The following is a 24,794-nucleotide window of genomic DNA, read 5'->3' on the forward strand; positions in this document are numbered from 1 at the left end:
TGGTTACTTGCATTGGTGACAACCCCTGTCATCTCGAACGAGCGATAATGAGGAGAAATCCTCTTGATTTCCCTCTTTACTCGCAAGTTATATCGCAGAAGATTCCTCGTCGCTGCGCTTCCCTCGGAATGACAGCGATGGTTACTTGCATTGGTGACAACCCCTGTCATTTCGAACGAGCGATAGCGAGGAGAAATCCTCTTGCTTATGCAGAGACGCGATTATCTATGTTCGAGAGGTTCTTTCGTCGCTGCGCTTCCCTCGAAATGATGGCGGGACTTTAAAGAAAAGTGCCATTTCGAACGAGTGATAGCGAGGAGAAATCCTCTGCATCATTCATTCCGACTTTGCTGTTATATGCCTTCATTCACTTCCTCATTTAAAAACTTCCATTCCGGATTTTGTGTTGCGACTAAGGCATCCTTCTTTTCGCGCCTCCATTTCTTAATTTCCTTTTCGCGGTCTATGGCTTGGTGGATATCGGTAAAACGTTCGTAATGAATTAAATAATGGCAATGATACTTAGCGGTAAACCCGTTGCTTTTATCTTCTTTATGTTCGTAAAGCCGTCGTTTCAAATCGTTGGTTACACCGATATACAATACGTTTTTCGTAAGGTTCGTTAATATGTAGGTGAAGTAATTATAATTCCACATGGGTTATTGTTTTTTGTAGAGGATTTATCCTCGCTGTCGCTTGTTCGAAATGACAGGGGCTTCCACATGGTTTATTTTATTCTGTAGAAGATTTCTCCTCGCTGTCGCTCGTTCGAAATGACAAAGGGCTGGAAATACTTTATCCCTTAAGCGTTCGCCGATTTATACCTTTAGATGATTTCTCCTCGCTATCGCTCGTTCGAAATGACAGGGGGATTTTTACCGACGTGTTAATGTTGGTTTATCAACATACCCCTCCACCAACTTCCCTTCAGAAAACCGTTGGATCATCATAGCCGCAACAGTGTCACCGGTGGCGTTTAACAGGGTGGCTACCGGGTCTATCAATGTGCCGATAATAATGGCAGGGGGTAGTGCTTCGGGCGGGAAGCCGTAAGCAGAGATAAACAGCAGTTCGCCGATGTAGCCGCCGTTGGGGATGCCGCCTTCTACCATGCTCACCAATACAGTCATCCCCAAAGCCAGCAATATCACTTGCGGGCTATCAAAGCCCTTGCCGAACATGGCAAATACCACTGCCATTTTCAGGATGGACGAGATGCTGGAACCGTCTTTATGTAACGTACCACCCAGCGGAATGGTTACACCTGCTATCACATCGCTGATGCCCATTTTTTTGGCGGCATCTAAATTAGCGGGGATGGTGGCAATGCTGCTGCAGGTGGCAACCGCCGTTGCCGATGGGATAATGTTATTTTTCCAGTAGCGTTTAATGCCGCCTATGCCGCCCGCTATAAAGGCGTACAGGCTGTAAAATACGGCGTATAAAAACAAACTTACGCCGTAACCTATGCCTAAGGTGTGGGCGTAGGTGCCAAATAAGCTCGGCCCGAAAACGGCTACCTGGTAGGCAAAATAGGCACCCAGGCCAACCGGCCCGGCCTTCATGATGATGACGAATACCTGTTTAAAAACCTCGTTACCTGAGTTTAAAAACCCGGTGAATACTTTGCCTTTGTCGCCGGCCCTTAACGCGCCGAAACCTACCAATATGGCAAAAATGATCATGGCCAGCATGTTTTTGCGGGAGAGGAGGTTAAAGAATTCGCTGGTGGTAAATAGCTGGGTAACGGCATCGCCGGTGAGCTTTTTGCCCGCTTCGGCAGTTTGGCCTGCGGCGGCAGTATTTGCGGTCGCCCCTAACGGGAAGATCCATAGGGCGACGATGGTCAATATCGCGGCTACAATTACCGTCCCAAGGAAAACCCCCGCCATAATGCCCATAATGCGGCTCAACTTTTGGGTGCCCTGCAAATTGGCAATAGCCGATGAGATGGCAAAGAAAACCAGGGGGATCACCGCTACGAACAGCAGGTTCAGGAAAATATCGCCAATGGGTTTCAGTATTTCGGCCTTTTCGCCCAGTACAACCCCCGCAATGCTCCCGATGATGATACCCGTTAACAGCCAGATTATTCCACTATAATTTTTAAACCAATTATTCATACGCTACCTGCCGAATCAATGGCAATTGTGAAAGTAGAAATTTTATCCGACTATACAGAAGCTATTCCAATCCATCAGTTATGATATTTTCACGGCAGTGAGCCATTGTCAACATCTAATTTCCTATTTTTGCCACTTCTCCAATCAGCATATAACATATAATTTATGGATACTACATTTTCAGCAGTTGCCGATAACATCAAAAAGCGCCGTACGCTTAAGCCATCAACCATGAATGGCAATAAGATCCCTAACGCACACATCGCATCGGTTTTAGAACTGGCCGACTGGGCACCTAACCACGGAAATACCGAACCATGGCACTTTATCGTATTTGAAGACCCGAAGGTTTACAGCGAGCAGCACGCAGAACTGTACAAGGCTGCTAACCCCGGCGAAAGCTTTAATCCTACGGTTTACGCTAACTTAAGCAGCCAGTTTGGCGGTGCATCGCACGTTATTATCCCTTATCAAAAACGCGGCGATCTGCCAAAGATTCCGAAGTTTGAAGAGGTGATAGCGGCATCGTGCGCGGTACAAAACCTTTTGTTAGGTGCTACTGCACTTAACTTCGGTGCATTTTGGAGCACTGGTGGGATGGTATTAAAACCGGCATTTGCCCAGCATTTTGGTTTAGGTGCAGAGGATAGCGTGTTAGGCGTATTATTCCTGGGGTATACAGAAACCCAGCCCGAAGGCAAACGTAAAACACCGATAGAAAATAAGATCACCTGGAATAAATAAACTATTCCGGCTAAAGCCCTGCCCAACCCGGCAGGGCTTTTTTGTATCATATCATCTCCAAATCCAACCCGCCCGGGTTAACTTTATTGAAACAAAATTTCATTAAAGTACATAATTAGACTATCGTGACAATATAATTGTGTTTTAAGCGTATATTTGATCTATCGGTTTCAACTAATAATATACAATTGGTTGTTATTGTACCTGATTAAACTATAAGATTAAACCCAATATTATGAGAAAACACCTGCGGTGGATCATTGGCGCTTTATTGTTATTTTCTATTACGGTTATCAGTTGGATACCGTCAAACGCGTCAAAATCTTTAAAAATCTCTAAAAATTATACTGCAAAAGAACTTTTTTCGCAGTACGTTTCCAATATTTATCAAACAGCTAACCTACAGCAAACTGGTTTAGATGTAAACGTTTTTCAAAAGGCGGTTACCGGTTATTTGAATTTGAAGTTAGCCAACAAATTACCAGCAAATAGCAATGTAATCACGGTTGTAGATTTTACAAAATCGAGCCGTGAAAAACGGATGTGGATCATTGATATGCTGAGCAAAACTTTGGTATTAAACACCTGGGTGGCGCACGGGCAAGGTAGCGGCGATGATATGGCCAACCGTTTCTCTAACAATAACGAATCGCACCAAAGCAGCTTGGGTTTTTACCTGGCTGATGACGTTTACATGGGTAAGCACGGCCGTTCGTTACGTTTAGACGGTTTAGATGCTGCCAACAGTGCTGCACGTGCCCGCGGAATTGTGGTTCATGCTGCAGATTATGTCTGCCAGAATACCATTAACCAGATTGGCCGTTTAGGTCGCAGTTTCGGTTGCCCTGCGGTATCACCCGAGGTTTCTGACCAGGTGATTAATACAATCAAAGGTAAAACAGTATTCTTCATCAACGGTAATGACAGCAACTACATGTCGAAACTGTTAGACGATACTGCTCCGGTTAATTACGTTGTACCTGCCCTGCCAGCTCCGGCAGATACGGTACATGCCGATTCGACCAGTATCGCCAGATTATAATATTCTTAAATGCTACATAAAAAAAGAGGTGCCAATCAGCACCTCTTTTTTTATGTAGCTATTTTTAATTCGTTATTTACAACGCAGCTAACTGATCGTTAGTAGCCAGGAAACGTTGCAGGTGTTGGTATAATATTACATCGAGCCCGTAAACGTCCTTGCGGTATTGCAATACCCCATTATCATCTGCCCAACAGGTTACGTAAGTGATATAAACCGGCATCTTTTTAGGCAGTGCAATAGTAGTAGGGTCGGGGTTATCTTTACCCATATCTTCCGCTATTTTATCGTAAGTTGCACCTTCTCCAAATACCACTTTAGCTAAGGCTTGCGGATCGCCTAAACGTACGCAGCCGTGGCTTAATGCACGCATGCTTTGCGTAAAGGCACTTTTTGCAGGGGTATCATGCAGGTAAACGCTGCTTTTGTTATTAAACAAAAATTTGATCTTACCTAATGAATTATCATCGCCGGGGCGTTGCTTAAATTCGTATTTGTCTGCTGACGCGGATGCCCAGTCAATAGTTTCGGGGTCTTCTACCTTTTTACCATGTTCGTAAACATCAATGTTTTTGTTATCTAAATAGTACTTGTCTTTAGCAGCTTCTACCATAATTTCTTTACTGGCAATGCTTTGCGGGATGTTCCAAACAGGGTTAACCTGTACGCTGTGAATCATGCTGTTCAGTTGCGGTGTTTCGCGGGTAAAAGGGCGGTCAATTTTATCGCTTTCGTCATAATCTACCAACGTAGTGGTGTTATCCGTATTGCGGCCTTCACCAACAACCACCTTCATGTTGAGGATTGATTTGCCGTTATCCATCACATCTAAACGATAATCAGGGATGTTGACTATCACGTACTCCGACTGGGTTGGTTTGTTTTTCCAACGGAGACGCTCCATGTTCACCACTAAATAGCGGGTTGTTTCTTCTTTGGTCATCCCTTGTGCGCTACCGCCTGCTATTAAAGCCTTTTGCAAGATCAGGTATTGCGGGTCTTTGGGTTGGATGCTATCCAGGTAAGCATGCATATTAGGGATGGTAAAGATCTTTGACATGCCAGCGCTGTCGGGGCGTTTGGTTTCGGTATAATAACGCTGGTAAATTTTGCGCGGGCTTAAGATGCCATATTGCAAGGCGTTTGAATAATTGATCAGTGAATTGGCGGTTAAAATTTCCAACTCGGCAATATCATGGTAAGCTTCATCCAAATTCTTGATCGCTTTTTTATCCTTAAATTTATTTGTTAAAGCTTTGATCTGCCCGGCTTTAAACATTTTAGGGTCTAAACCGTGCTCGCCTGCCTTTTCAAAGTAATTAGCGGTCAAATCCACATCACCGTTAAAAATATGATCCATCACAAAGGCCGGGTCGTAGTTGTTTTGCTCGTAATAAGCGGTGATAAGGTTAGGGTTATCCATTTTAGACCGCTCATCGGCCAATACTTTTTTGAAAACTTCGGCAAGTCCTTCGGGGGTTACATCTTTAAAAACCTTGTTCTTGGTTTTTTCGAAAAGTACCTTGCCCATATCCGAGCGGCTTTTTTTAGCACAGCTTTGAAAGGTTAATGTGGCAAAGGCGAAGAGAGCGATCAATATTTGAAATGACGATCTTTTTATGGTAAGGGGTGCTATCATTTTGTTTGGTTTTGAACGATATTATCAATTGCTATACCACAATTAAGAATTATAAATAAATGTGCTAATCATTTACCTGCATGGTTTATATTTGATTAATGGCAAACAACACCCCGCCCGAAGTTTGGCTCCGCGAGCCTTTAAAAGATATACCCGCTCTGCTACAGCCTGTTGCACATGCATTGCTGCAAGCCAGTGAGGAACTGCAAGCCTTGATGATTGATTTTCCGGATGAATTGCTGTGGACGAAGGTGGCAGGGATGGCTTCGCCCGGTTTTCATTTACAGCATTTAACCGGGGTTTTAGACCGGTTGTACGCGTACGCCAAAGGCGAGGCGCTGACCGAAACGCAATTAAACTATCTGTCTGCAGAAGGCAAACCGACCACAAAAACGGACACGGTATCTGAATTATTGGCTGATTTTAACACCCAGGTTGATGCTGCTTTAGCACAATTGGCAGCAGAAAAAGAATCTACGCTGACGGAGATTAGGGGTGTAGGCCGCGCGCAGTTACCATCAACTGTGGTAGGCCTGTATGTACATAGCGCCGAGCACACCATGCGGCATTTGGGGCAGTTGATCGTTACGGTGAAGGTGTTGATGGAGCGAAAGAGATAATTGCTTTATCTTTCGATAATCTCCTGTATACGAGTATAGTCCTTGCCCCGGTAAGTCACATTTGCATGGGGATGTTTATTCGCCGGGTCGAAAAGGAAGGTATCGATGCCCAGCTCTTGAGCTGCTTTGATTTCCGACTCCGGGTCATCGCCTACAACCAAAACTTCTTCAACGGCGTAGCCATTATCTGCTATGATCTGCGCAAAAATATCTTTTTTATTGAGTGGCGATTCCTCCGGGTCTACGACAATGCATTTTTTAAAATCGCTTTCGATGCCCAGCATCTTAAACTTACTGTTCTGTAATTTTTTAAACCCTTTTGTTACCAGGTATTTATCAATATTAATGGCGCGGATCACTTCGTATTCCGGGTACCACTGCATCGGTTTATCGTAACTAAGGTTACGTAATAATTCGATCCCTTTTGTTTTCAGTTCATCGCTGAAACCATGCTCTTCTGCTACCTGTTGGTAGGGGCGGCGGGTAAGCTCATGTTTGGCTTGTGCTGCGGCCTGTTGATCGTTTGCTCCCAACTCATTGTCGATAAGTTCAAAAATGCTGTCAAAAACATCTGAAGCGATAGAGCTTACCGGGTAAATGGTGTTATCAAGGTCTAAAATTAAAACACGTTTCATCTATAATTTTAATTAAGGCAGTAACTGGCCTGTTGGCTCGCTAATGCGTTCGCTTTTGTATAATAGAAAATAACCCGCTGCTGTAGCAAAACTTAAACCGCCCAGCAACCACCAAAGTAAGTTGAAACCGGCATGGTAAATAACCTGGCTGCCAAAAGCCGGCGCTAAAACTTGCGCTGCCGACCACGACATGGTGTACAAGGCTGCGTACTGCCCGCGGTTATAATTATTGGTGCGGCTTATCCAGTAGGCATTCATGAAGGGCATGCTCATGATCTCGCCCAGGGTAACGATCACTACTACTAAAACTGCAGTGGCCACACCCGGCGGCAAGATGTTTAAAAGCGTAAAGCCTATGCCGGTTATCAATACCCCGCCAATAATGTAAACCAAACCGTGGCGTTTGCCTTCTAAAGAATGGATGAGTACCATTTCGATGGCTACAATAAGTAAACCGTTGGCAGCAAGCAGTAAGCCTATCAGGCGTTCGCTAAAGTGCCATTGCAGCCTGAAGAATACCGGCTCCATAATAAAGAACTGAAAAAAACATAATCCGAACAGGGTAGATAGAAGGATAAATGCGAGATAGGCTTTATCCTTATAAGGCGATGCCACCTTAATCACTTGATCTTTTATAGCGGCAACTTTCTTAATGGACGACCGCGGGATCAGCCTTAACAGGAGTATAGCGGCTACAATGTTGGTGCAGCCATCTACCCAAAACAGGTAATGGTAATTGATGGATGCCAGGTAACCGCCCAGCCCGCCTCCAAAGGCCCAGCCCAGGTTTACTGCGAGCCGGTTGAGCGAGTAGGAGCGCGTTTTATTTTCGGCATTACTGTAGTGGGCTATCGCTGTTGAATTGGCCGGCCGGAATGCTTCATTGCAAAAACTTAGGGCAAATGTGCCGATAGCAAGTGTTACAAAGGTATGTTGATAGCCTAACAGGATAAATAAAAGGCCGCCGCTTAATAAGGCACCTACCTGCAGATCATAAAAGCCGAATTTATCGGTAAGCCTGCCGCCGATAAATGCGCCTAATATTGCCCCTACGCCAAATAGTGCCATAATGAGACCCGCCTGCGTAATACTGAAGCCGAGTTTTTCTACACAGTAAAGGCTCAGGTAAGGCACCACCATTGTACCGCTGCGGTTAATGAACATCACGATGCTCATGAGCCAGTTATTGCGCGACAGGCCGGTGTAGGCGTTTTTGTAAAGGTGGAATATGTTAGGCATTTAAACAAATGTAAATGTATATGACTAAGATTTTAAATAGTATATTTATTCATTGCAATTACTATGAATAAATACATCAATTATTTTGATTTGTTAGCAGATTATGATAACAGCAAAAAGCCGACGTACAAAGAATTAATAACAACTTATGAATGGAAAACTTTAAGAGATTCCATCGTTAAAAGAGATGGAAATAAATGTTCGAATTGCAATTCAATAGCATCTATTTGGAATGGTAGTTTTTACATAAGGAAACCAACAAATGAGGAACAGAAAGCATCTTTCATTAAGCACTCTTTGTTAATAAAAGATAATTCTTTTTTCACACCAAAATTTGCAGTTATCGCTGGAGTGAAAGACGATTCCCCAACCATACTGCATGTTCACCACCCTTATTATATTCTTAATTTTTTACCTTGGGAATATCCTTCTGAAGATTTAATAACTGTATGCCATAGTTGTCATACCGATATTCACAATTCCAGTGTAGTACCAACATATGTGGATGTCTCAAGAAAAGAACTTGTTAAATTAACTCCTTGCGAAAGTGTAATGGAACAGGCTATTTAGACGAATATTACTATTTTGAAAATGGTGTATGTTTCACTTGTCAAGGAAATAAGTTTAAAGAATATTGTTAAGAAATGACCGTCATCGAAATTATGGCCGAGCTGGAAAGCAAAGGCAGCGACAACATTAAGAAGATCCTGCTTAAACATGGCGTAAAGGAGCCTTTTTTTGGTGTGAAAATCGAATACCTGAAACCTATTCAGAAAAAGATAAAAAAAGATTACCAGCTGGCTAAAGACCTTTTTGCAACGGGCAATGCGGATGCGATGTACCTGGCCGGTTTAATTGCCGACGACGAGCAGATGACTAATGCCGATTTGCAACTATGGGTGGAGCAGGCATCATCTACAAATATTGGCGAATATACCGTGCCCTGGGTAGCTGCAGGCGGGCGGTACGGCTTTGAATTAGGGTTAGCATGGATAGATAGCCCCTTTGAGCATACAGCAGCAAGCGGATGGGCAACGCTTAATAATTTAGTGGCGCTAAAACCTGACGATGAGCTGGATATGGATGAGTTGCGGAAATTGGTTGCCCGTGTAGAGCAACAAATCCATTCGGCAGCCGGTAGGGTGGCTTATATGATGAACGCATTTATGATTGGGGTAGGATCGTATGTTGCTCCATTAGCTGACGAAGCAATGGCAACCGCCAATAGCATCGGCCCGATAATCGTAGATATGAACGGCACCGCCTGCAAGGTACCGGTAGCCACTGAATATATTATGAAAGTGTGGGATAAACGCGGCGGCGTTGCGCCCAAGAAGAAGGACGTGAAGTGTTGATAATGATAATTTTGTAGTACAGCGTAAAGCGTCCACGCTTTACGCCAGCTTTCAGGCAAGCCGTCTACGCTTGCGAAACTCGTGAGCGTGGACGCTCACATCAAGATCCATTAAAGCGTGGACGCTTTAACGTGCGGGTTTATGAGTTTGTTGAAAAGATATATCTACAACTTAGCATTCCTGTTCCTCATCCAATGATCGGCCAAAACCAGTGCGGCCATCGCCTCAACAATTGGTACGGCGCGCGGTACTACGCAAGGATCGTGTCGGCCCTTGCCGGAGATTTCGGCAGCATTACCCGCGCCATCCACCGTTTGCTGGTTATGCATAATGGTAGCCACGGGTTTAAAAGCAACCGTAAATTCAATAGGCATCCCATTGCTTATCCCGCCCTGGATCCCGCCCGAGAAATTGGTGCGGGTGCCTACATCGCCGGTAGCGTTTTTGATGAAAATGTCGTTGTGTTCTGATCCGCGCATTTCGCTGCCGATAAAACCCGAACCGAATTCAAAACCATGCACTGCGTTGATACTTAACATAGCTTTGCCTAAATCTGCGTGTAGTTTGTCAAAAACCGGGTCGCCCAAGCCAACAGGGCAACCTTTTATGTAACAGCTCACCTTACCACCAACGGTATCGCCCTGTTTACGGATATCATCTATAAAGGTGATCATTTCTTCTGCAGTGGCCGGATCGGCACAGCGTACGATGTTTTTTTCGCGATCTGCTATAAACTCATCTGCATTATTAATAAAAACATTGGGCGCATTGATCTTACCTACGCTACTTACATGAGCTACGATCTCGATGCCCTTTGTTTTTAAAAGCAGTTTAGCTAAGGCACCTGCCGCAACGCGTGCCGCGGTTTCGCGGGCAGATGAACGGCCGCCGCCACGATGATCACGGATACCGTATTTGGTTTGGTAAGTATAGTCGGCATGCGACGGGCGGAAAACGTCTACATTGTGGCCGTAATCCTTTGAACGCTGATCTTCATTGGGGATGATCATGGCGATTGGCGTACCGGTAGTTTTACCTTCAAAAGTGCCCGATAGGATCTTAAATTCGTCACTTTCTTTACGCTGTGTAGTGATCTTCGACTGGCCGGGTTTACGCTTGTCGAGTTCACCCTGGATGTATTCCAGGTCGACAGTCAAGCCTGCCGGGCAGCCGTCTATAATCACGCCGATAGCTTCGCCATGCGATTCGCCAAAAGTTGTTATCCTGAATAATTGACCGAATGAATTACCTGCCATGTGTTTTTAGATGTGCAAATTTGCGGATATGCAAATGTGCAGATTGTAATTATGCTTTTTTATTTCTTAAGGCGTCATTGCGAGGTACGAAGCAATCTCCCGATCAGCACATCAGATATGCATAGTTTGGAGATTGCCACGCTACGCTCGCAATGACATATTTATTTAACTTTTTACTTTAACATCAAACCCCACCTTTTCCAGATCCTTCCAAAATGCCGGGTATGATTTCTCAACCACGTCGGCATCTTCAATCTCCAGTTCGGGGATCAATATGGCCAGTGGCGCAAAGGCCATTGCCATACGGTGATCATCATAAGTGTTTACAAACATACGCTGTGGGATTTGCTTTTCGCTGCAATCCAGTTTATAAACAAGCCCTTTTTCGATCAGCCTTACGCCGATTTTTGCCAGTTCTGTTTGCAGTGCAAGTATCCTGTCGGTTTCTTTGATCTTTAGCGTTTCTAACCCGGTAAAGCTGGCCTCATGCCCCAGGGCTGCGCATACCACAATAATCGTTTGTGCCAGGTCGGGGCATTCTTTCAGATCAAAGATCTTCCGGAACATCGGTTTTGGCTCCTTGGTTAAATGTACGCCGCCATCCTTAAATTGCGAGGTAATGCCGAAATTAGCCATAAGTTCGGTAATCACGCTGTCGCCTTGTAAACTGTACGAGGTTAAACCGGGCAAAAATAACTCGGCCTCGTCACTTAACGCAGCAATTGCATACCAGTAGGAAGCCGCACTCCAGTCTGGTTCAACAAGTAATTCTGTTTCTGCAAAAGGTTGATTTTCAATGGTGATCACGTTTGCTATCCAGCTATGCTGGATGCCGGCCTGGCGCAACATTGCTAAAGTCATCTCTACATAAGGCCGGGAGGTTAATTCGCCTTCGATATGCAATTCTAACCCCTGTGGCAATTTGGCCGCGATGAGTAGCAATGCAGTAATATACTGGCTGCTGATATTGCCTTTGATCGTAACCTTGCGGGTTTGCTGCTCAAAACCACCGTGGATTTTTATAGGGGGATATCCGTCCTTTTCCTCAAATTCGATATGCGCGCCCAGGCTCCGTAATGCATCAACCAAAATACCGATAGGCCTTTGTTTCATCCGCTCGCTACCGGTTAGTACAACTTCCTGATCGCCAATGGCATAATAGGCCGTTAAAAAACGCATCGCAGTACCGGCGGGGCCGATGTTGATGAGGTGCGGGGTGCGGGTGGTAAGGAGCGAATTTCCAAGATCCAGTTTTTCACTCTCAGCTCCAAAATCTTCGCTCCCTTTCAAAATACCGGCCAGCGTTACCGCATCCGCCGCATCCGACATATTCTTGACCTTTACCTTGCCTTCACTTAGCGCCTCGATAACCAGCGCACGGTTGCACTCACTTTTTGAACCGGTGAGCTGTACCGTACCGTGCGTTGTTTTACCTTGTTTAGTCAGTATGATGTTATGCTTCATCCCCAATAGATAGTGAATTAATGAATTAGTGAATTAGTGATTTCCTTTTTATTGGGTTAAGCTATTATACGTGTGTTAATTTCTCTGCTGCCTGGCCTGCTTCACTTTTGTTCATGATCTCGGTTTGTTTACGGATAGATTCGCTGTGCATCAGTTCTAGTAATTTCTCTGTAAACTCGGTGCTTAATTTTAATGCTTTAGCGTAGCCGGTACGTTTGTGCAAGATCTCGTCCCAACGGTTAACCTGTAAAATGGTAATGTTGTTATCTTTTTTGTAGTTACCAATCTTCTCTACTATCTGCATTCGCTCAGCCATTTTTTGGATTACCAAGTCGTCAATTTTATCGATTTGGTTACGCAATTCATGCAGTTTATCGTTTACCACTACATCTTTAACTTCGGGCTTGCGGAGTGCAAGATTATCAATAATGGTAGACAACGCAGCCGGTGTAACTTGCTGTGCAGCATCGGTCCATGCAACCGAAGGGTCGATGTGCGATTCGATCATCAAACCCTGCATATCCAGATCCAGTGCTTTTTGCGATACATAGCCGATCAGGTCGCGGTTACCGGTGATGTGGCTTGGGTCGTTGATAATTGGTAAATGCGGTACAAGTGTTTTCAAAGCAATAGCTAAATCCCACATCGGTTCGTTACGGAAGGCCGATTTTTCGTAAGATGAAAAGCCACGGTGGATAGCTGCCAGTTTAGTGATACCAGCGTTGTTGATACGCTCTAAAGCACCAATCCATAAAGAAAGATCGGGGTTAACGGGGTTTTTAACCATTACGGGTACATCAACACCGCGCAGGGCATCAGCAATTTCCTGTACGGTGAAAGGGTTAACGGTTGAGCGGGCACCCACCCAAAGGATATCAACACCTGCCTTTAAAGCTTCTTCAACGTGTTTGGCAGTTGCCACTTCAACAGCCGTTGGCAGGCCGGTTTCTTCCTTGGCGCGTTTTAACCACTCCAAACCAATGCTGCCGATACCTTCAAATTCGCCCGGGCGGGTACGTGGTTTCCAGATACCTGCACGTAGCGCGCTGATCTTACCTGTTTTTGCTAATAAATGGGCAGTGGCTACCAACTGGTCCTCAGTTTCTGCGCTGCAAGGGCCTGCAATTACTAATGGTTGCTTGCCTGTTTGATTGATCCACGTGTTTAGTGGCTGTATGTTCAGATTCAGTTTCATATCGTTGTTGTTTTGTCCGAAAGTCGGCGAGACCGAAAGTCGGGAAGAAGTTTTTTGCTTGGGTTATTTAATTGTTATGATTTAATATTTTTTTTTTCGGAGTTTCCGACTTCCGGTCGTCCCACTTTAACTATTCGTTGAGCTTTTTAACGGTAATATACCTGCGGGTCATTTCGGGGTTCTTTACAGGTGGTTTGGGTGCCGAGTCTTCCTGATATCGCTCGTACTCGCCCAGGATATTAAAGTTGTGCGTGTATTTCAAGATCTGGCGGATGGCGGTATCGTATTGCTTACTGTCTTCCCATTCAATATCTACATAAAAGTTGTACTCGTTACGCTTGCCTAAAACCGGCATGCTTTGAATTTTGCTCATGTTCACATTTTCGTTTGCAAAGATGTTCAGCACCTTGGCTAATGAGCCTACCTCGTTATTAACCTGGAAGCATAACGAAGCTTTATCGGGCGTTGCTTTCCTGCGGGCATTTTCATGCGTGGTGATGATCAAGAAACGGGTAAAGTTCAGTTTGTTAGATTCAATGCGTCGTTCCAAAACATCCAAACCGTAAAGCTGCGCGGCCAATGTGTTGGCTATGGCCACCGTATCGGTCAATTGCTCATCGCGGATACGTTTGGCGCAGGCGGCGGTATCGTTACTCTCTACAATCTTCAGGTTGGGGTACTCGTCAAAGAAGTCAACGCACTGGCGGATAGCGATAGGGTGCGATGTTACGTATTTGATCTGGTCGAACCGCACGCCCGGCAAAGCCATCAGGTGCAGCTGAATAGGGACATAAACTTCGCCTACTACCGGGAAGCTGTAGCTCATCATCAGCGAGTAGTTGGGCAGGATACTGCCGGCAATGCTATTCTCAATGGCCATCACCACATAATCGGCCTCTTTGTTTTGCAGTGCCTCAAATGTTTGCTTAAAGGAGTTGCACTCAATGGTTTCTATCTCTTCACCAAAATAACGGAATGCGGCCTCTTCGTGGAAGGAAGCGCGGATCCCCTGTATGGCAACTCTTTGTCTCTCGGTTTTCATAAATGTATTAAAGCAAAAAGTCCCGGCTCTTTCGGGCCGGGACTTTTTAGTTTTATATGTTTTGTTAGTACATATCAGTCCCGGCTCTTACTGCTAAAGTAAAAGTAGAAACCATAAAAATATGCACGTGAATTGTTCATTGTTTTTGTTATGCCGTAAATGTACAAGTAAAAATCATTTTGTCAATAGATAATTTTATTTTTTGTAAAATTTTCAGATCGAAACAAATTTTATTTGGCGAAAGTGGGTTGGGACTTACTTGATTACATATTATTTTTTTCCTCTTTAAACAAGGCAGGCTTATTGATCCCTCTTTTTTGATAACTGTCTTTATTCATCTCGAAATGCATGGTCGACATTTGGTTTAAATAATTTTCTATAGGGGGTAAGCCTACTTCCTTTCGGCGCGCATTTACATTCAGGCTATCCGTTAAAGGTCTGGGTAGGGCCTGGCAAATTTTAGTATTATAGGTAAGCTGTGTACCATATACCTGCTTTTTACCGGTGTTCAAATTTACCCGGTCGGTTAAATAAGCAAAGTTTTTACTATCGGCATTTTCTTTAATCATTTCTATTTTCATAGCCGCTAATATCTTTTGCTGAAATTCTGGCCATTTGTCGCAATGCTGCACCATCAGCCAAAAATTGTTGGACCCTTTTTTACCAACCAGGTCATAACCGGGATAGCCATATTGGTTGAAAATATGGCTTAGTATTTTCTGATGGGTAGAGAAAACGCTGTCCTTAAATTTATCCCATTGCTCCGGCGTAAGCTTTTTTAGTTCTGCCGTTGGGATGTATGCGGCCTGTTGATCTACTACTACTAATTTGGCCAAACTATCGGCTAACGGGCCATTAAACTTTTTTTGCTGGGCAGTCGCCGTTGCCACATAAAGCAGGCAAAAGCACATTATTAGAAGCTTTTTCATGCCTTAAAGTTAACTCCTGCTAACCGAAAAATGTAACCAACCGGCAAAATTTAACATTATTTAGCTAACACGCCCTGGATCTTACCGCTTAAAAATTCGTCTATATTATCCTGCGAGGCGATGCTTGCAAATTTTAAAACGCCTTCCTTATCTATAATGAAGTGGGAAGGGTAGCCGGATACATTATAAGTATCAGCAATGGCTTTGGCATCTGTTACAGTTTGGTATTTGAATGTTTTACGTTTAAAAAAGCTTTTTACACTGCCTTTGGTAGAGTTGGCGAAAGCCAGGAATACCACATTCGGGTTGTCTTTATATTGATCTGTCAATTTGTTCAGCAGCGGCATCTCTTCTTCGCAGGGAAGGCAGCCAACAAACCAAAAGTTCACCACAATTACTTTTCCTTTTAAGGATGCCAGGTCTACCTTTTTACCATCGATAGTTTTAGCAGTAAAAGCCGGGGCTGGCTTGCCCACCATGTTTTGTAACAGGTCAAGCTTTTGCTGGTACTCTGCGGGTGCGCTTTGTGCCTTGCCATAAAATGGAAGTAAAAACAAGAGGGCAGATAGCAGTAATAATTTGGGTGTGTTTTTCATGTCGCAATATAAAAATGAAATCTTGGCTTTGATATGGATTAGATATAAAATTAGTCGGTAACTTAATCCAATACTTACAATCATTCTTAACACATAAATAATTACATCTGTAAGTTGATTATTTGTAACTTACCTACATTAACCCAAGCCCCATGACAGTAGAAGAATACATTAGCCAACAACCCGAGAACAGGCAAACGATATTGCGTTCCCTACACGAAGTTATCATAGCGAACGATCCGTCGGTGTCGTTCATCTTAGAGCCGATGATGGGTAAGGATATGATCATTTACAAACAAAGCGATACCATGAAGTACGCGCTGGCTAATGGTAAGGCCCATATGTCTTTACATTGTTTGCCTATCTATTTGGATGCCGAATTGTATGCTAAGTACTTTGCTTTACTTCCATCGGCCAAAGTGCAAAAAGGCTGTATCAATTTTACCAAGGCCGAACAGTTGCCTGTAGCCATTGCCGGCGACCTGATTGCAGATTGCGCCGGGATTAACATCGCCGAGGTATTGGCGAACAGGAAGAAAAAGTAGCTAATGAGTTAGTTGTGAAGTTGATTTTTAATCAAACTCCTCATTTACAAATAACTTAAGATTTCGTATATTTGAAACTAAGGAGCAAAAACGAATTTTATATGCATGCGGCAAGTATTAATAAAAGGCTTATAGATGGTTATTTAGAACTTTTAAAAAATTTGAGTTCTGACAATAAGCGAGACTTGATTTCAGCGCTTTCTAACTCGTTGAACGTGAAACAAGATCAAAAAAAGAAGTCGTTAAATTCTATTACCGGCGATTTTATACTTGAAAAAGATGCAGAGTTGCTTATTTCGGATCTGAAAAATAACAGGAGTTTCATAAATGACCGAGAATCTCTGTGAGCCAATATCTGCTTGATACAAATATCTGTATCTATCTACTGAAGGGGTTATTTAAAATCGCTGAAAAAATAGAGGCCATAGGAGTTGACAGATTTTTCCTTTCTGAAATAACCATCGCTGAATTGAAATTTGGAGCAGCTAATAGCGAATTTCCCGATAAAAATTTAGAAAAAATCAATCAACTACAACAATGGTTTACGGTTATTCCAATTTTTAATTCATTAGATATTTACGCAGTTGAAAAAGCAAGGTTGAAGAAAGCCGGTAGAATATTAGATGATTTTGATCTTTTAATAGGAGCTACGGCTATATCAAACAATTTGGTTTTGGTAACCAGGAACGTGTCTGATTTCGAGCGGCTCAATAATATTGTTATAGAAAACTGGGCTTCTTAAGTTTAAACTTATGCGGCATCCTGATGATACCCGCGTTCTATAGCATAATTCCTTTGCATCACTTTAGCCGTTTGCGTGCTGCCATCATGGCTCCAGCCGGGGGGCTTTACAAAATATTTTAATTTATTTTTCCACCCCGGTGCGTTGTTAGCATCGTGCAATAATGCTTTCCATTCGTGGAAAAGGATGTTGACCGGGCCGGTATCTTCGGGCTGGTGGGTAAGGCCGTATTTAACAGGCTCGGCCGGGTTTTCTTCATAAAAAGTACCGAATAGGCGGTCCCACAGGATCAGCACCATGCCCATGTTTTTATCCAGGTAGGGGATGTTTGATGCATGGTGCACCCGGTGGTGCGATGGTGTTACAAATAAAAAGGCATACCATTTTGGCAACGGGATTTGGTATTGGGTGTGTACCAGATTACCATAAAGCTGCGTAACGAGGTAAGCGTAAAGAATGTCTATCGGGTTAAAACCCATGAATGCCAGCGGCAGATAGAAAAACGTCCGGTACAAAGGCTCGAACACCGTTGAGCGGAAACCCGTAGTAAAATTAAAATGCTCTGACGAATGGTGCGTTACGTGCATGGCCCAAAACATGCGACAATAATGGCCGGTGTAATGAAGCACCCAGTACAAAAAATCTTGCGTTATTACCAGCACAAACCAGTATGCCAGCATATTGCTGATCTGAAACGCACGGTATTGGTAACAAAAGCTCAGGATAAAAAACGTGCTGCCGTTAACCGCCAGGTTTAGCACAAACGCCAGCGCGGTTAAATAAATATTGGTAAAGGTATCGCGCTTTTCGTAATAATGGCGGTTTTCGCGGTAGCTTAACCACATCTCAATAAGGGTAAGCATTACCAGCAAACCAACCAATACAATTACGGCTTGGTTACGGGCATCTAAATGGGGCATTTTTAAAGGGCTGCGTAATATTTTAAACTGTCACAAAGTTCGTCTTCGGTACAGATATTATCAACACTGTATTGCCCTATATGTGTCAGTAAGGTGCAATTTATTTTACCACCCTGGTTCTTTTTATCCTTTTGCATCAGGCTGTAAAGTTCAGTATGGCAATCAGCCGCTATGTGATGTTTGGGATATAGGTTGCTTAAAACCGAGGTGATCTCGGCCAGTTCGGCATCCGGCAAACCAATCTTTTTGTTAGATAACCAAGCCTCGCAGATCATACCGATGGCAATCGCTTCGCCGTGGCTCAGGTGGTCTTCATCGTTCAGTAAAGAATAGGTTTCTACCGCGTGGCCAACCGTATGGCCAAAGTTTAAAGCTTTGCGGATGCCTTTTTCGTGAGGATCGTCAATCACCACCTCATTCTTAATCTGTACAGAACGGTAAACCAGCGCGGCAGTCGGCACGGTAAGGTCGCTTGTTTTTAATTCATCCCAGTAAGCAGCATCGCAGATGAGGCCATGCTTTAGCATTTCGGCCAGGCCGGAGAGGATTTGTCTTGCGGGTAGAGTCTGAAGAAAATCAGCCACCATAAATACGGCTTTGGGTTGCGTAAAAGTGCCGATGATGTTTTTAATGCCATCCACATCTACACCCGTTTTCCCGCCTACCGATGCATCTACCTGTGCCAAGAGTGTGGTAGGCACCTGCACAAAGTCGATCCCCCTTTTATAGGTTGACGCTACAAAGCCGCCCATATCTGTAATTACACCGCCGCCTAAATTGATGAGCAGGCTGCCGCGGTCGGCCTCAAAATCTATCAGCATTTTCCAGATCCCGATGCAAAAATCAATGGTCTTGCTTTCTTCGCCTGCGTTCACCTCAATCAGGTCGAAGGTATCGCCTAACTGCTCCTGCACCAAGGGGAGGCAATGCTCCCCTGTATTCTCGTCTGTAAGGATAAAAACTTTAGTGTAGTTGCCCTGCTTAACAAAATTAGCAAGCTGGGTGATACTGTCGTTAAAATATATGGGGTAATTGTTGCTCTGTATGGTATCCATTGTTATATCACCTTGATGGTTTGACCGCGGAACTCAACCACGTCGCCCTGTTTCACTTTAAGGCGTTTGCGGTAATCTACTTCGCCGTTATACACCGCTTCGCCGTGCTCCACCACTATCCGGGCTTCACCGCCGGTTTGCACCAAACCTGCTGCCTTAAGCAGTTGTATCATCGGGATATAGTCGCCTTCCAACTTAAATTCAATCATGGGGGGCAAAAATAAACTATTCGTGTAATAATGAGTTATCATTTTATAATTTTGCACAATACTTCATAAGGATCATAGTTAATGGTTCATAGGTCATGGCCAGCCATGAAACAGCTATGAGCTATGGTCCATGAACTAAAAAAACACATGAGTTCTAACAACAAACTGTCCTTCGAAAATACCGAGATCGCCTTTCGCCATTCATCCAATACCGACCTTAACCGAGCCTACTGGCTGTTTAGGGTAATAAACGTGAACTTTTTGGTGAAGATAGGCCCGCCCATTACCAATTTTGCCATTAACATCGGCTTGCCCATCAAAGGGCTGATCAAAGCAACCATATTCAAACATTTCTGCGGTGGCGAAACTATAGCAGAGTGCAGCAATACCATCAAGAACCTGGCTGACGGTGGGGTGGGTACTATTTTAGATTACTCGATAGAAGGGGAGGACGACGAATCCGTTTTCGATAGCACCCGCGACGAAATCATCCGCACCATTGAACGCGCTGCGCAAGATAAAGCCATTCCGCTTACCGTATTTAAAGTTACCGGGGTAGGCCGGTTTTCGCTTTTAGAGAAACTGGACGAGGGTTTAAAGCTGAATGTGGATGAGCAAATAGAATGGCAAAAGATACAGGACCGGGTTTTGGCGATCTGTGAAATGGCGCATTCTGAAGATGTGCCAGTGATGATAGATGCGGAAGAAAGCTGGATCCAGAAAACGATAGATACGCTGGCACTAAACATGATGCGCTTTTTTAACAAGGAAAAAGCCATTGTTTACAATACATACCAGTTGTACCGTCATGATAAGTTAGGGTCAATCATTGCTGATTTTACCGTAGCAGAAGAGGAAGACTTTTTAATGGGGGCTAAGATAGTGCGCGGGGCTTATATGGAAAAAGAGCGTAAACGGGCGCAGGAACGAGGATACCCACCGCCCATACAGCCCGACAAAGCGGCAACCGACCGCGATTATAACGACGCGCTTGTTTTTTGTGCCGACCATGTAGACCGGATAGCCTTTGTGGCAGGTACCCACAATGAAGACAGCTGCCGCCTGCTGGCCGATCTGCTGGATCAAAAACAGATAGATCACAAAAACCCGCATGTGTATTTTTCACAGCTTTTGGGCATGAGCGATAACCTGAGTTTTAACCTGGCTAACGCTAAATACAATGTGGCTAAATACGTGCCTTACGGGCCAATTAAAGCCGTGCTGCCCTATCTGTTCCGCCGTGCGCAGGAAAATACGGCCATAGCGGGCCAAATGAGCCGTGAGCTGGGGTTGATTGTAAAAGAGAAGAAGAGAAGAATTGCGAGGTAACTAAAACCGTGTCATTGCGAGCGATAGCGTGGCAATCTCAGCATATCAACTTGTCCTCTAAGATTGCTACGTCGCTGGGCTTCTCGCAATGACATTTTATTCGCTACGTTCTAATAACATCCGTATCCGCAGGAATATAACCCAGCTGCCTGCTCATATTCAATACCTGCCCTTTGTGATGAAACTCGTGCGTGGTAACATGGGTAAAAACTTGCAGCGGGGTGGTGGTAAGCATATTACCATGACGTAGAAAGGTGATGGGGACATCTAAAGCCTGGCCGTATTTGTGCAGGAATTCATTGATCATCATGTTAACCTGTTCGTAATCCTGCTTCACATCATTCATGCTTTTGTTTGCCTGGTTTTGAAAAAACGGCCGGTGATCTTGCATGGCGTAATGCGCCAGCCAAAACAAATAGCAATTGGCCACATGCGTCATCTGGCTTATCATGCTTTCGTCATTGAAAGATGGCAGCGGTGTTAAAAGGTCATCATTCCTAACAGTTTCGCAATAATTGAACAAGGCGGCCCGTGCACCTGTAACCAGCTGATATTGACGTAAAAGGGTTGTTTGCATGGCTGTTCAAACGCAATAATCAAACCACAATTTATACCAAATGTTCGCGCGCTGCAAATGCAGCCAGCGTATCCGGCGCAGTCATTAAAAACGTTTGGATGCCGAAAGTGCGGGCAGCCTCCAGGTGCTGCGGACTATCGTCAATAAACAAGGTTTCTTCTGGCTTCAGGTTGTTTTCTGCAAGCACCTTTTCAAAAAAGTCAATCTCCGGTTTGCGCTTACCTACCAGGTGCGAGTAATAGGTACGTTCGAATAGGTGCTCGTTATCATCAAAACCAAAATCGCTTTTCAGGTAATTCATAATATACGTGTAATGAATTGCATTGATGTTACTCAGCAAAAAGGTACGGTATTTTGCTTTAAACTTTAAAAGCAACTCATGATTGCCGGGGGCGATGCCCAATAAGAGGCTGTTCCATGCATCCGTAATTTGCTGGTCGGTAACGGCGGGGTTGCCAATTTTTTCGCGGACATAAGCTCGGAACTCGTGCTCGGTAACTTCGCCGCGGTCGAACTGATCAAAAATGGCATCCTGCTGGCGGTGGCCAAAAAACTCTTCGGTATTGGCAATGCCTAAGTTTTTAAAAGCCTGCTGCGCTTTGCGGAAATCGATACTGAATATTACGTTGCCGTAATCAAATATCACGTTTTTAATGTTTTGCATATTTCGACGTATTCGGCAAATAATTATAACAACAACCCCTTTAAATCTGCCGGCGAATAATTGATAGATTTTAGTGTTTTGTTATCTGCCGTACGGAATACTAAAAATTTAGAGTCTTCTTCTTTGATGTACGATTCGCTGTCTTTGTTTACGCGATAGTGCTCAACTGTTTCATTCGCCTCTTCTATAGTATGGCAGGCTTTGCTCATGTTGGAGCGGTGCACCTCGTCAAATAGTTGTTTAAACTTATCGCCTAATCCAAATTCCAAAATAGCACCAGCCAACACGTATTGGATATCGCAAAGGGCATCGGCAATTTCTACCAGGTCATTGTCGGCAATGGCTTGTTGCAGTTCCTTTACCTCTTCGGCTAAAAGGGATACGCGCAGATCACACCTGGCGGCCGAAGGGATTGCGGGCTGTTGTAAAATAGGGTGTTTAAAGGTTTTGTGAAACTCGGCCACTGAATTTAATGAAGATGCTTCCTGCATGGTAAGATTTTGTATGTAATATCAAAAGTAAATAAAGTTGGCAAATTTCGATTAAGAAATGCTATTTGATGATTGCGTTCACAGCCGGAATTAATATTTAGCTCCGTATCCCCAGATATGCTAACGCCGCCAGTGCTGCTCCTGCAATAGGGCCTAAAATAGGGATCCAGGCATAAGCCCAATCACTGCCGCCCTTGTTTTTTATAGGTAAAAGCGCATGCACCAGGCGCGGGCCCAGGTCACGCACCGGGTTAATTGCGTAGCCGGTTGTTCCACCTAACGAAAGGCCTATCACCCATACCAGCAACGCAACGGGCAAAGCACCAACAGTGCCTAAACCAATTGCCGTTTTTGTCGAAGTAATTTCGGCGCCGGTGATGTAAAAGACGGTAAAGATGAGTACAAACGAGCCAATTACTTCGCTGGCTATATTTGAAACATAATTACGCACAGCGGGGCCTGTACAAAATACCGCCAGGATCCCTGCGGGATTGTTAGTGCGCTTAAAATGATCAAAATACATTATCCAAACTAAAAATGCGCCCATAACAGCACCGATAAACTGCGCCGCGATATAGGGTAATACCTGCGCCCAGGCAAATTTGCCCGCAATGGCCAGGCCGATGGTTACCGCAGGGTTTAAATGTGCGCCGCTATATGGCCCGGCAACCGTAACCCCTACAAAAACGGCTAAACCCCAAGCGGTGGTGATCACCATCCAGCCGCTGTTATTACCTTTGGTATCATTCAAAATTACGTTGGCCACTACGCCATCGCCTAAGAGGATAACTAACATAGTGCCAATCAACTCTGCAATAAATGGAGACATATTGATAAGTTTTTAACGTGAACTATTAAACCAGGTTATCTTCAACAACATCGTCGCTCCAGCATTGCGCGGTATGGATGGCCTTTTTCCATCCATGGATGCCCTTCTTGATGTTTGCCCGGTCTTCTTTAGGTACAAACTCTTTCTCTGCTTGCCAAAGCTGTTTTATCTCTTCCACATCTTTCCAAAACCCAACGGCCAGCCCGGCCAGGTAAGCCGCACCAAGGGCCGTAGTTTCAACAATGGTAGGCCTGATCACTTTACAATTTAACAGGTTGGATTGAAACTGCATCAGCAGGTCATTTGCTGTTGCACCCCCGTCAACCCGCAATTCTTTAATCTCCATACCCGAGTCGGCCTCCATCGCCTTTAACACATCCATAGTTTGGTAAGCGATAGATTCTGTTGCTGCACGTGCAATGTGCCCGGTGTTGGTACCCCTGCTTAAACCTACAATAATCCCGCGTACGTCAGGCTTCCAGTAGGGCGCGCCCAGGCCGGCAAAGGCGGGGACGAAAAATACGCCCTGGGTATCGGGCACGCTTAGGGCAAGTGCCTCAACTTCTGCCGATGACTTGATGATGTTTAAACCATCGCGCAGCCATTGTACTACAGCCCCTGCAATAAATATACTCCCTTCAAAGGCATATTGAATTTTGCCATTTATTTTCCAGGCCACGGTAGTTAACAGGTTATTTTTCGACTCGATAAATTCATCGCCAATATTCATCAGCATAAAACAGCCTGTACCGTAGGTGTTTTTTACCATGGCCTTCTCCAAACACATCTGGCCAAAAAGCGCGGCCGACTGGTCGCCCGCTATGCCGGCAATTGGTATTTTTGAAGCAAATATGGTGGTTGCGGTTTCGCCATAGATCTCGCTCGATTGCTTTACTTCGGGCATCATGCTTTTTGGAACGTTTAACAGGGCCAGTAACTCATCATCCCATTGTTGAGTGCGAATGTTAAATAACATGGTGCGCGAGGCATTGGTAACATCGGTAACGTGCACCTTGCCACGGGTAAATTTCCATACCAGCCAGCTATCTACAGTGCCAAAGGCCAGCTCGCCTGCGTTTGCCCGGTCGCGCGCGCCCTCCACATTATCCAGGATCCAGTTTATTTTGGTGCCCGAGAAGTAGGAGTCGATCACCAACCCGGTTTTTGACCGGATCAGGTCTTCCTTACCGTCTTTTTTCAACTGATCGCAAAATGCGGCGGTGCGCCTGTCCTGCCAAACAATGGCATTGTAAATCGCTACGCCCGTAGCCCTGTCCCATACAATAGTTGTTTCGCGCTGGTTAGTAATGCCGATAGCTTTGATGCTGGTGCCGTTAATTCCCATCTTAACGGTTGCTTCGGCAGCTACACTGGCCTGGGAAGCCCAGATCTCGTTCGGGTCATGTTCCACCCATCCCGATTGCGGAAAGATTTGCGCGAACTCCTTTTGCGCCACGGACCTGATCTTGCCGCTGTGGTCAAATACAATGGCGCGGCTGCTTGTGGTACCCTGATCAAGGGCTAAAATATATTCTTCCATAAGATTAGTTCGTT

Annotated in this window: 27 protein-coding genes; 8 read left to right on the forward strand and 19 right to left on the reverse strand. The window is 44.6% G+C overall.

Annotation, left to right across the window (positions count from 1 at the left end; all coding sequences use genetic code 11):
- Positions 1-353: 353 nt before the first annotated feature.
- Together IDJ76_RS19860 and IDJ76_RS19865 are read right to left on the reverse strand one after the other, a co-directional pair.
- On the reverse strand, positions 354-656 hold the full coding sequence (locus IDJ76_RS19860) for a GIY-YIG nuclease family protein (RefSeq protein ID WP_191165941.1): 303 nt from the start codon (positions 654-656) through the stop codon (positions 354-356).
- A 219-nt stretch (positions 657-875) separates the two neighbouring features.
- Positions 876-2,123, reverse strand: coding sequence for a dicarboxylate/amino acid:cation symporter (locus tag IDJ76_RS19865; RefSeq protein ID WP_191165943.1), 1,248 nt, complete (start codon positions 2,121-2,123; stop codon positions 876-878).
- A 165-nt stretch (positions 2,124-2,288) separates the two neighbouring features.
- Here IDJ76_RS19865 and IDJ76_RS19870 point away from each other — a divergent pair, with 165 nt between their 5' ends.
- On the forward strand, positions 2,289-2,867 hold the full coding sequence (locus IDJ76_RS19870) for a nitroreductase family protein (protein WP_191165945.1): 579 nt from the start codon (positions 2,289-2,291) through the stop codon (positions 2,865-2,867).
- 235 nt (positions 2,868-3,102) lie between these two features.
- Positions 3,103-3,909 (forward strand): murein L,D-transpeptidase catalytic domain family protein, encoded by an 807-nt coding sequence (locus tag IDJ76_RS19875; protein ID WP_191165947.1) that lies wholly within the window; start codon positions 3,103-3,105, stop codon positions 3,907-3,909.
- Positions 3,910-3,985: 76 nt separating this feature from the next.
- Here IDJ76_RS19875 and IDJ76_RS19880 read toward each other — a convergent pair whose 3' ends face one another.
- Positions 3,986-5,548, reverse strand: coding sequence for a L,D-transpeptidase family protein (locus IDJ76_RS19880; RefSeq protein ID WP_191165949.1), 1,563 nt, complete (start codon positions 5,546-5,548; stop codon positions 3,986-3,988).
- Between the two features lie 98 nt (positions 5,549-5,646).
- Here IDJ76_RS19880 and IDJ76_RS19885 point away from each other — a divergent pair, with 98 nt between their 5' ends.
- Positions 5,647-6,168, forward strand: coding sequence for a DinB family protein (locus IDJ76_RS19885; protein ID WP_191165951.1), 522 nt, complete (start codon positions 5,647-5,649; stop codon positions 6,166-6,168).
- Between the two features lie 5 nt (positions 6,169-6,173).
- Here IDJ76_RS19885 and IDJ76_RS19890 read toward each other — a convergent pair whose 3' ends face one another.
- Both IDJ76_RS19890 and IDJ76_RS19895 read right to left on the reverse strand, forming a co-directional pair.
- Positions 6,174-6,803 carry an HAD family hydrolase gene (locus tag IDJ76_RS19890; protein ID WP_191165953.1) on the reverse strand — a complete coding sequence of 210 codons (630 nt, stop codon included), beginning with the start codon at positions 6,801-6,803 and terminating at the stop codon, positions 6,174-6,176.
- 12 nt (positions 6,804-6,815) lie between these two features.
- A complete protein-coding gene (locus tag IDJ76_RS19895) occupies positions 6,816-8,042 on the reverse strand; it encodes an MFS transporter (protein WP_191165956.1) in 1,227 nt (408 codons plus the stop codon).
- Positions 8,043-8,105: 63 nt separating this feature from the next.
- On the opposite strand from IDJ76_RS19895, the gene IDJ76_RS19900 reads away from it, so the two are divergent.
- Both IDJ76_RS19900 and IDJ76_RS19905 read left to right on the forward strand, forming a co-directional pair.
- The gene (locus tag IDJ76_RS19900) at positions 8,106-8,612 is read left to right on the forward strand and encodes a hypothetical protein (RefSeq protein WP_191165958.1); all 507 of its coding nucleotides are present in this window, start codon (positions 8,106-8,108) and stop codon (positions 8,610-8,612) included.
- Between the two features lie 74 nt (positions 8,613-8,686).
- Positions 8,687-9,397 carry a DNA alkylation repair protein gene (locus IDJ76_RS19905; RefSeq protein WP_191165960.1) on the forward strand — a complete coding sequence of 237 codons (711 nt, stop codon included), beginning with the start codon at positions 8,687-8,689 and terminating at the stop codon, positions 9,395-9,397.
- Between the two features lie 164 nt (positions 9,398-9,561).
- Here the strand turns inward: IDJ76_RS19905 and aroC are convergent, their stop codons facing one another.
- The 6 genes from aroC to IDJ76_RS19935 all read right to left on the reverse strand — a co-directional run bounded on the left by aroC (position 9,562) and on the right by IDJ76_RS19935 (position 15,879).
- A complete protein-coding gene (aroC, locus tag IDJ76_RS19910) occupies positions 9,562-10,653 on the reverse strand; it encodes a chorismate synthase (RefSeq protein WP_191165962.1) in 1,092 nt (363 codons plus the stop codon).
- Between the two features lie 165 nt (positions 10,654-10,818).
- Entirely contained in the window at positions 10,819-12,117 is a 1,299-nt protein-coding gene (aroA, locus tag IDJ76_RS19915; protein WP_191165964.1) for a 3-phosphoshikimate 1-carboxyvinyltransferase, read from the reverse strand.
- A gap of 64 nt (positions 12,118-12,181) precedes the next feature.
- Complete coding sequence (locus IDJ76_RS19920; protein ID WP_191165966.1) at positions 12,182-13,312, reverse strand: bifunctional 3-deoxy-7-phosphoheptulonate synthase/chorismate mutase type II; 1,131 nt, start codon at positions 13,310-13,312, stop codon at positions 12,182-12,184.
- 130 nt (positions 13,313-13,442) lie between these two features.
- Positions 13,443-14,354: a prephenate dehydratase gene (locus IDJ76_RS19925; protein ID WP_191165968.1), complete on the reverse strand. Its 912-nt coding sequence runs from the start codon at positions 14,352-14,354 to the stop codon at positions 13,443-13,445.
- A gap of 263 nt (positions 14,355-14,617) precedes the next feature.
- Positions 14,618-15,283, reverse strand: a complete 666-nt coding sequence (locus IDJ76_RS19930) for a DUF6624 domain-containing protein (RefSeq protein WP_191165970.1) — start codon at positions 15,281-15,283, stop codon at positions 14,618-14,620.
- 56 nt (positions 15,284-15,339) lie between these two features.
- A complete protein-coding gene (locus IDJ76_RS19935) occupies positions 15,340-15,879 on the reverse strand; it encodes a TlpA family protein disulfide reductase (RefSeq protein ID WP_191165972.1) in 540 nt (179 codons plus the stop codon).
- A 152-nt stretch (positions 15,880-16,031) separates the two neighbouring features.
- Here IDJ76_RS19935 and IDJ76_RS19940 point away from each other — a divergent pair, with 152 nt between their 5' ends.
- Together IDJ76_RS19940 and IDJ76_RS19945 are read left to right on the forward strand one after the other, a co-directional pair.
- Positions 16,032-16,424 carry a DUF1801 domain-containing protein gene (locus IDJ76_RS19940; protein ID WP_191165974.1) on the forward strand — a complete coding sequence of 131 codons (393 nt, stop codon included), beginning with the start codon at positions 16,032-16,034 and terminating at the stop codon, positions 16,422-16,424.
- A 343-nt stretch (positions 16,425-16,767) separates the two neighbouring features.
- Positions 16,768-17,166, forward strand: a complete 399-nt coding sequence (locus IDJ76_RS19945; RefSeq protein WP_191165976.1) for a type II toxin-antitoxin system VapC family toxin — start codon at positions 16,768-16,770, stop codon at positions 17,164-17,166.
- Between the two features lie 8 nt (positions 17,167-17,174).
- Here IDJ76_RS19945 and IDJ76_RS19950 read toward each other — a convergent pair whose 3' ends face one another.
- The 3 genes from IDJ76_RS19950 to IDJ76_RS19960 are packed head-to-tail and all read right to left on the reverse strand — an operon-like array spanning position 17,175 to position 19,350.
- The gene (locus IDJ76_RS19950) at positions 17,175-18,086 is read right to left on the reverse strand and encodes a sterol desaturase family protein (protein WP_191165978.1); all 912 of its coding nucleotides are present in this window, start codon (positions 18,084-18,086) and stop codon (positions 17,175-17,177) included.
- A 2-nt stretch (positions 18,087-18,088) separates the two neighbouring features.
- Positions 18,089-19,141, reverse strand: a complete 1,053-nt coding sequence (gene aroB, locus IDJ76_RS19955) for a 3-dehydroquinate synthase (protein WP_191165980.1) — start codon at positions 19,139-19,141, stop codon at positions 18,089-18,091.
- A gap of 2 nt (positions 19,142-19,143) precedes the next feature.
- Positions 19,144-19,350 (reverse strand): RNA-binding S4 domain-containing protein, encoded by a 207-nt coding sequence (locus IDJ76_RS19960; protein WP_191165982.1) that lies wholly within the window; start codon positions 19,348-19,350, stop codon positions 19,144-19,146.
- A gap of 147 nt (positions 19,351-19,497) precedes the next feature.
- Here IDJ76_RS19960 and IDJ76_RS19965 point away from each other — a divergent pair, with 147 nt between their 5' ends.
- Positions 19,498-20,679 carry a proline dehydrogenase family protein gene (locus IDJ76_RS19965; RefSeq protein WP_191165984.1) on the forward strand — a complete coding sequence of 394 codons (1,182 nt, stop codon included), beginning with the start codon at positions 19,498-19,500 and terminating at the stop codon, positions 20,677-20,679.
- A 103-nt stretch (positions 20,680-20,782) separates the two neighbouring features.
- On the opposite strand, the gene IDJ76_RS19970 is transcribed toward IDJ76_RS19965, so the two are convergent.
- From IDJ76_RS19970 to glpK, 5 genes are all read right to left on the reverse strand, one after another.
- Positions 20,783-21,256 (reverse strand): DinB family protein, encoded by a 474-nt coding sequence (locus IDJ76_RS19970; protein ID WP_191165986.1) that lies wholly within the window; start codon positions 21,254-21,256, stop codon positions 20,783-20,785.
- Positions 21,257-21,287: 31 nt separating this feature from the next.
- Positions 21,288-21,920 carry an HAD family hydrolase gene (locus tag IDJ76_RS19975; protein ID WP_191165988.1) on the reverse strand — a complete coding sequence of 211 codons (633 nt, stop codon included), beginning with the start codon at positions 21,918-21,920 and terminating at the stop codon, positions 21,288-21,290.
- 23 nt (positions 21,921-21,943) lie between these two features.
- On the reverse strand, positions 21,944-22,411 hold the full coding sequence (locus IDJ76_RS19980; RefSeq protein ID WP_191165991.1) for a pyrophosphohydrolase domain-containing protein: 468 nt from the start codon (positions 22,409-22,411) through the stop codon (positions 21,944-21,946).
- Between the two features lie 97 nt (positions 22,412-22,508).
- Complete coding sequence (locus IDJ76_RS19985; RefSeq protein ID WP_191165993.1) at positions 22,509-23,240, reverse strand: MIP/aquaporin family protein; 732 nt, start codon at positions 23,238-23,240, stop codon at positions 22,509-22,511.
- Positions 23,241-23,265: 25 nt separating this feature from the next.
- A complete protein-coding gene (gene glpK, locus IDJ76_RS19990) occupies positions 23,266-24,780 on the reverse strand; it encodes a glycerol kinase GlpK (protein WP_191165995.1) in 1,515 nt (504 codons plus the stop codon).
- Positions 24,781-24,794 lie beyond the last annotated feature (14 nt).

The sequence above is a fragment of the Mucilaginibacter glaciei genome, assembly GCF_014773245.1.
In the GTDB taxonomy this organism is placed as follows: Bacteria; Bacteroidota; Bacteroidia; order Sphingobacteriales; family Sphingobacteriaceae; genus Mucilaginibacter; species Mucilaginibacter glaciei.

Bases quoted from the DNA above. Each gene is read 5' to 3' on its own strand.
- IDJ76_RS19905 (WP_191165960.1), top strand. From the start codon at position 8,687: ATGACCGTCATCGAAATTATGGCCGAGCTGGAAAGCAAAGGCAGCGAC.
- IDJ76_RS19985 (WP_191165993.1), bottom strand. From the start codon at position 23,240: ATGTCTCCATTTATTGCAGAGTTGATTGGCACTATGTTAGTTATCCTC.
- IDJ76_RS19900 (WP_191165958.1), top strand. From the start codon at position 8,106: ATGAATAAATACATCAATTATTTTGATTTGTTAGCAGATTATGATAAC.
- IDJ76_RS19935 (WP_191165972.1), bottom strand. From the start codon at position 15,879: ATGAAAAACACACCCAAATTATTACTGCTATCTGCCCTCTTGTTTTTA.
- IDJ76_RS19975 (WP_191165988.1), bottom strand. From the start codon at position 21,920: ATGCAAAACATTAAAAACGTGATATTTGATTACGGCAACGTAATATTC.
- IDJ76_RS19925 (WP_191165968.1), bottom strand. From the start codon at position 14,354: ATGAAAACCGAGAGACAAAGAGTTGCCATACAGGGGATCCGCGCTTCC.
- IDJ76_RS19980 (WP_191165991.1), bottom strand. From the start codon at position 22,411: ATGCAGGAAGCATCTTCATTAAATTCAGTGGCCGAGTTTCACAAAACC.
- IDJ76_RS19930 (WP_191165970.1), bottom strand. From the start codon at position 15,283: ATGAAAAAGCTTCTAATAATGTGCTTTTGCCTGCTTTATGTGGCAACG.
- aroB (WP_191165980.1), bottom strand. From the start codon at position 19,141: ATGGATACCATACAGAGCAACAATTACCCCATATATTTTAACGACAGT.
- IDJ76_RS19890 (WP_191165953.1), bottom strand. From the start codon at position 6,803: ATGAAACGTGTTTTAATTTTAGACCTTGATAACACCATTTACCCGGTA.
- IDJ76_RS19920 (WP_191165966.1), bottom strand. From the start codon at position 13,312: ATGAAACTGAATCTGAACATACAGCCACTAAACACGTGGATCAATCAA.
- IDJ76_RS19960 (WP_191165982.1), bottom strand. From the start codon at position 19,350: ATGATTGAATTTAAGTTGGAAGGCGACTATATCCCGATGATACAACTG.
- IDJ76_RS19940 (WP_191165974.1), top strand. From the start codon at position 16,032: ATGACAGTAGAAGAATACATTAGCCAACAACCCGAGAACAGGCAAACG.
- IDJ76_RS19970 (WP_191165986.1), bottom strand. From the start codon at position 21,256: ATGCAAACAACCCTTTTACGTCAATATCAGCTGGTTACAGGTGCACGG.
- IDJ76_RS19895 (WP_191165956.1), bottom strand. From the start codon at position 8,042: ATGCCTAACATATTCCACCTTTACAAAAACGCCTACACCGGCCTGTCG.
- IDJ76_RS19860 (WP_191165941.1), bottom strand. From the start codon at position 656: ATGTGGAATTATAATTACTTCACCTACATATTAACGAACCTTACGAAA.
- IDJ76_RS19950 (WP_191165978.1), bottom strand. From the start codon at position 18,086: ATGCCCCATTTAGATGCCCGTAACCAAGCCGTAATTGTATTGGTTGGT.
- IDJ76_RS19885 (WP_191165951.1), top strand. From the start codon at position 5,647: ATGGCAAACAACACCCCGCCCGAAGTTTGGCTCCGCGAGCCTTTAAAA.
- IDJ76_RS19865 (WP_191165943.1), bottom strand. From the start codon at position 2,123: ATGAATAATTGGTTTAAAAATTATAGTGGAATAATCTGGCTGTTAACG.
- IDJ76_RS19870 (WP_191165945.1), top strand. From the start codon at position 2,289: ATGGATACTACATTTTCAGCAGTTGCCGATAACATCAAAAAGCGCCGT.
- IDJ76_RS19875 (WP_191165947.1), top strand. From the start codon at position 3,103: ATGAGAAAACACCTGCGGTGGATCATTGGCGCTTTATTGTTATTTTCT.
- IDJ76_RS19880 (WP_191165949.1), bottom strand. From the start codon at position 5,548: ATGATAGCACCCCTTACCATAAAAAGATCGTCATTTCAAATATTGATC.
- aroC (WP_191165962.1), bottom strand. From the start codon at position 10,653: ATGGCAGGTAATTCATTCGGTCAATTATTCAGGATAACAACTTTTGGC.
- aroA (WP_191165964.1), bottom strand. From the start codon at position 12,117: ATGAAGCATAACATCATACTGACTAAACAAGGTAAAACAACGCACGGT.
- glpK (WP_191165995.1), bottom strand. From the start codon at position 24,780: ATGGAAGAATATATTTTAGCCCTTGATCAGGGTACCACAAGCAGCCGC.
- IDJ76_RS19965 (WP_191165984.1), top strand. From the start codon at position 19,498: ATGAGTTCTAACAACAAACTGTCCTTCGAAAATACCGAGATCGCCTTT.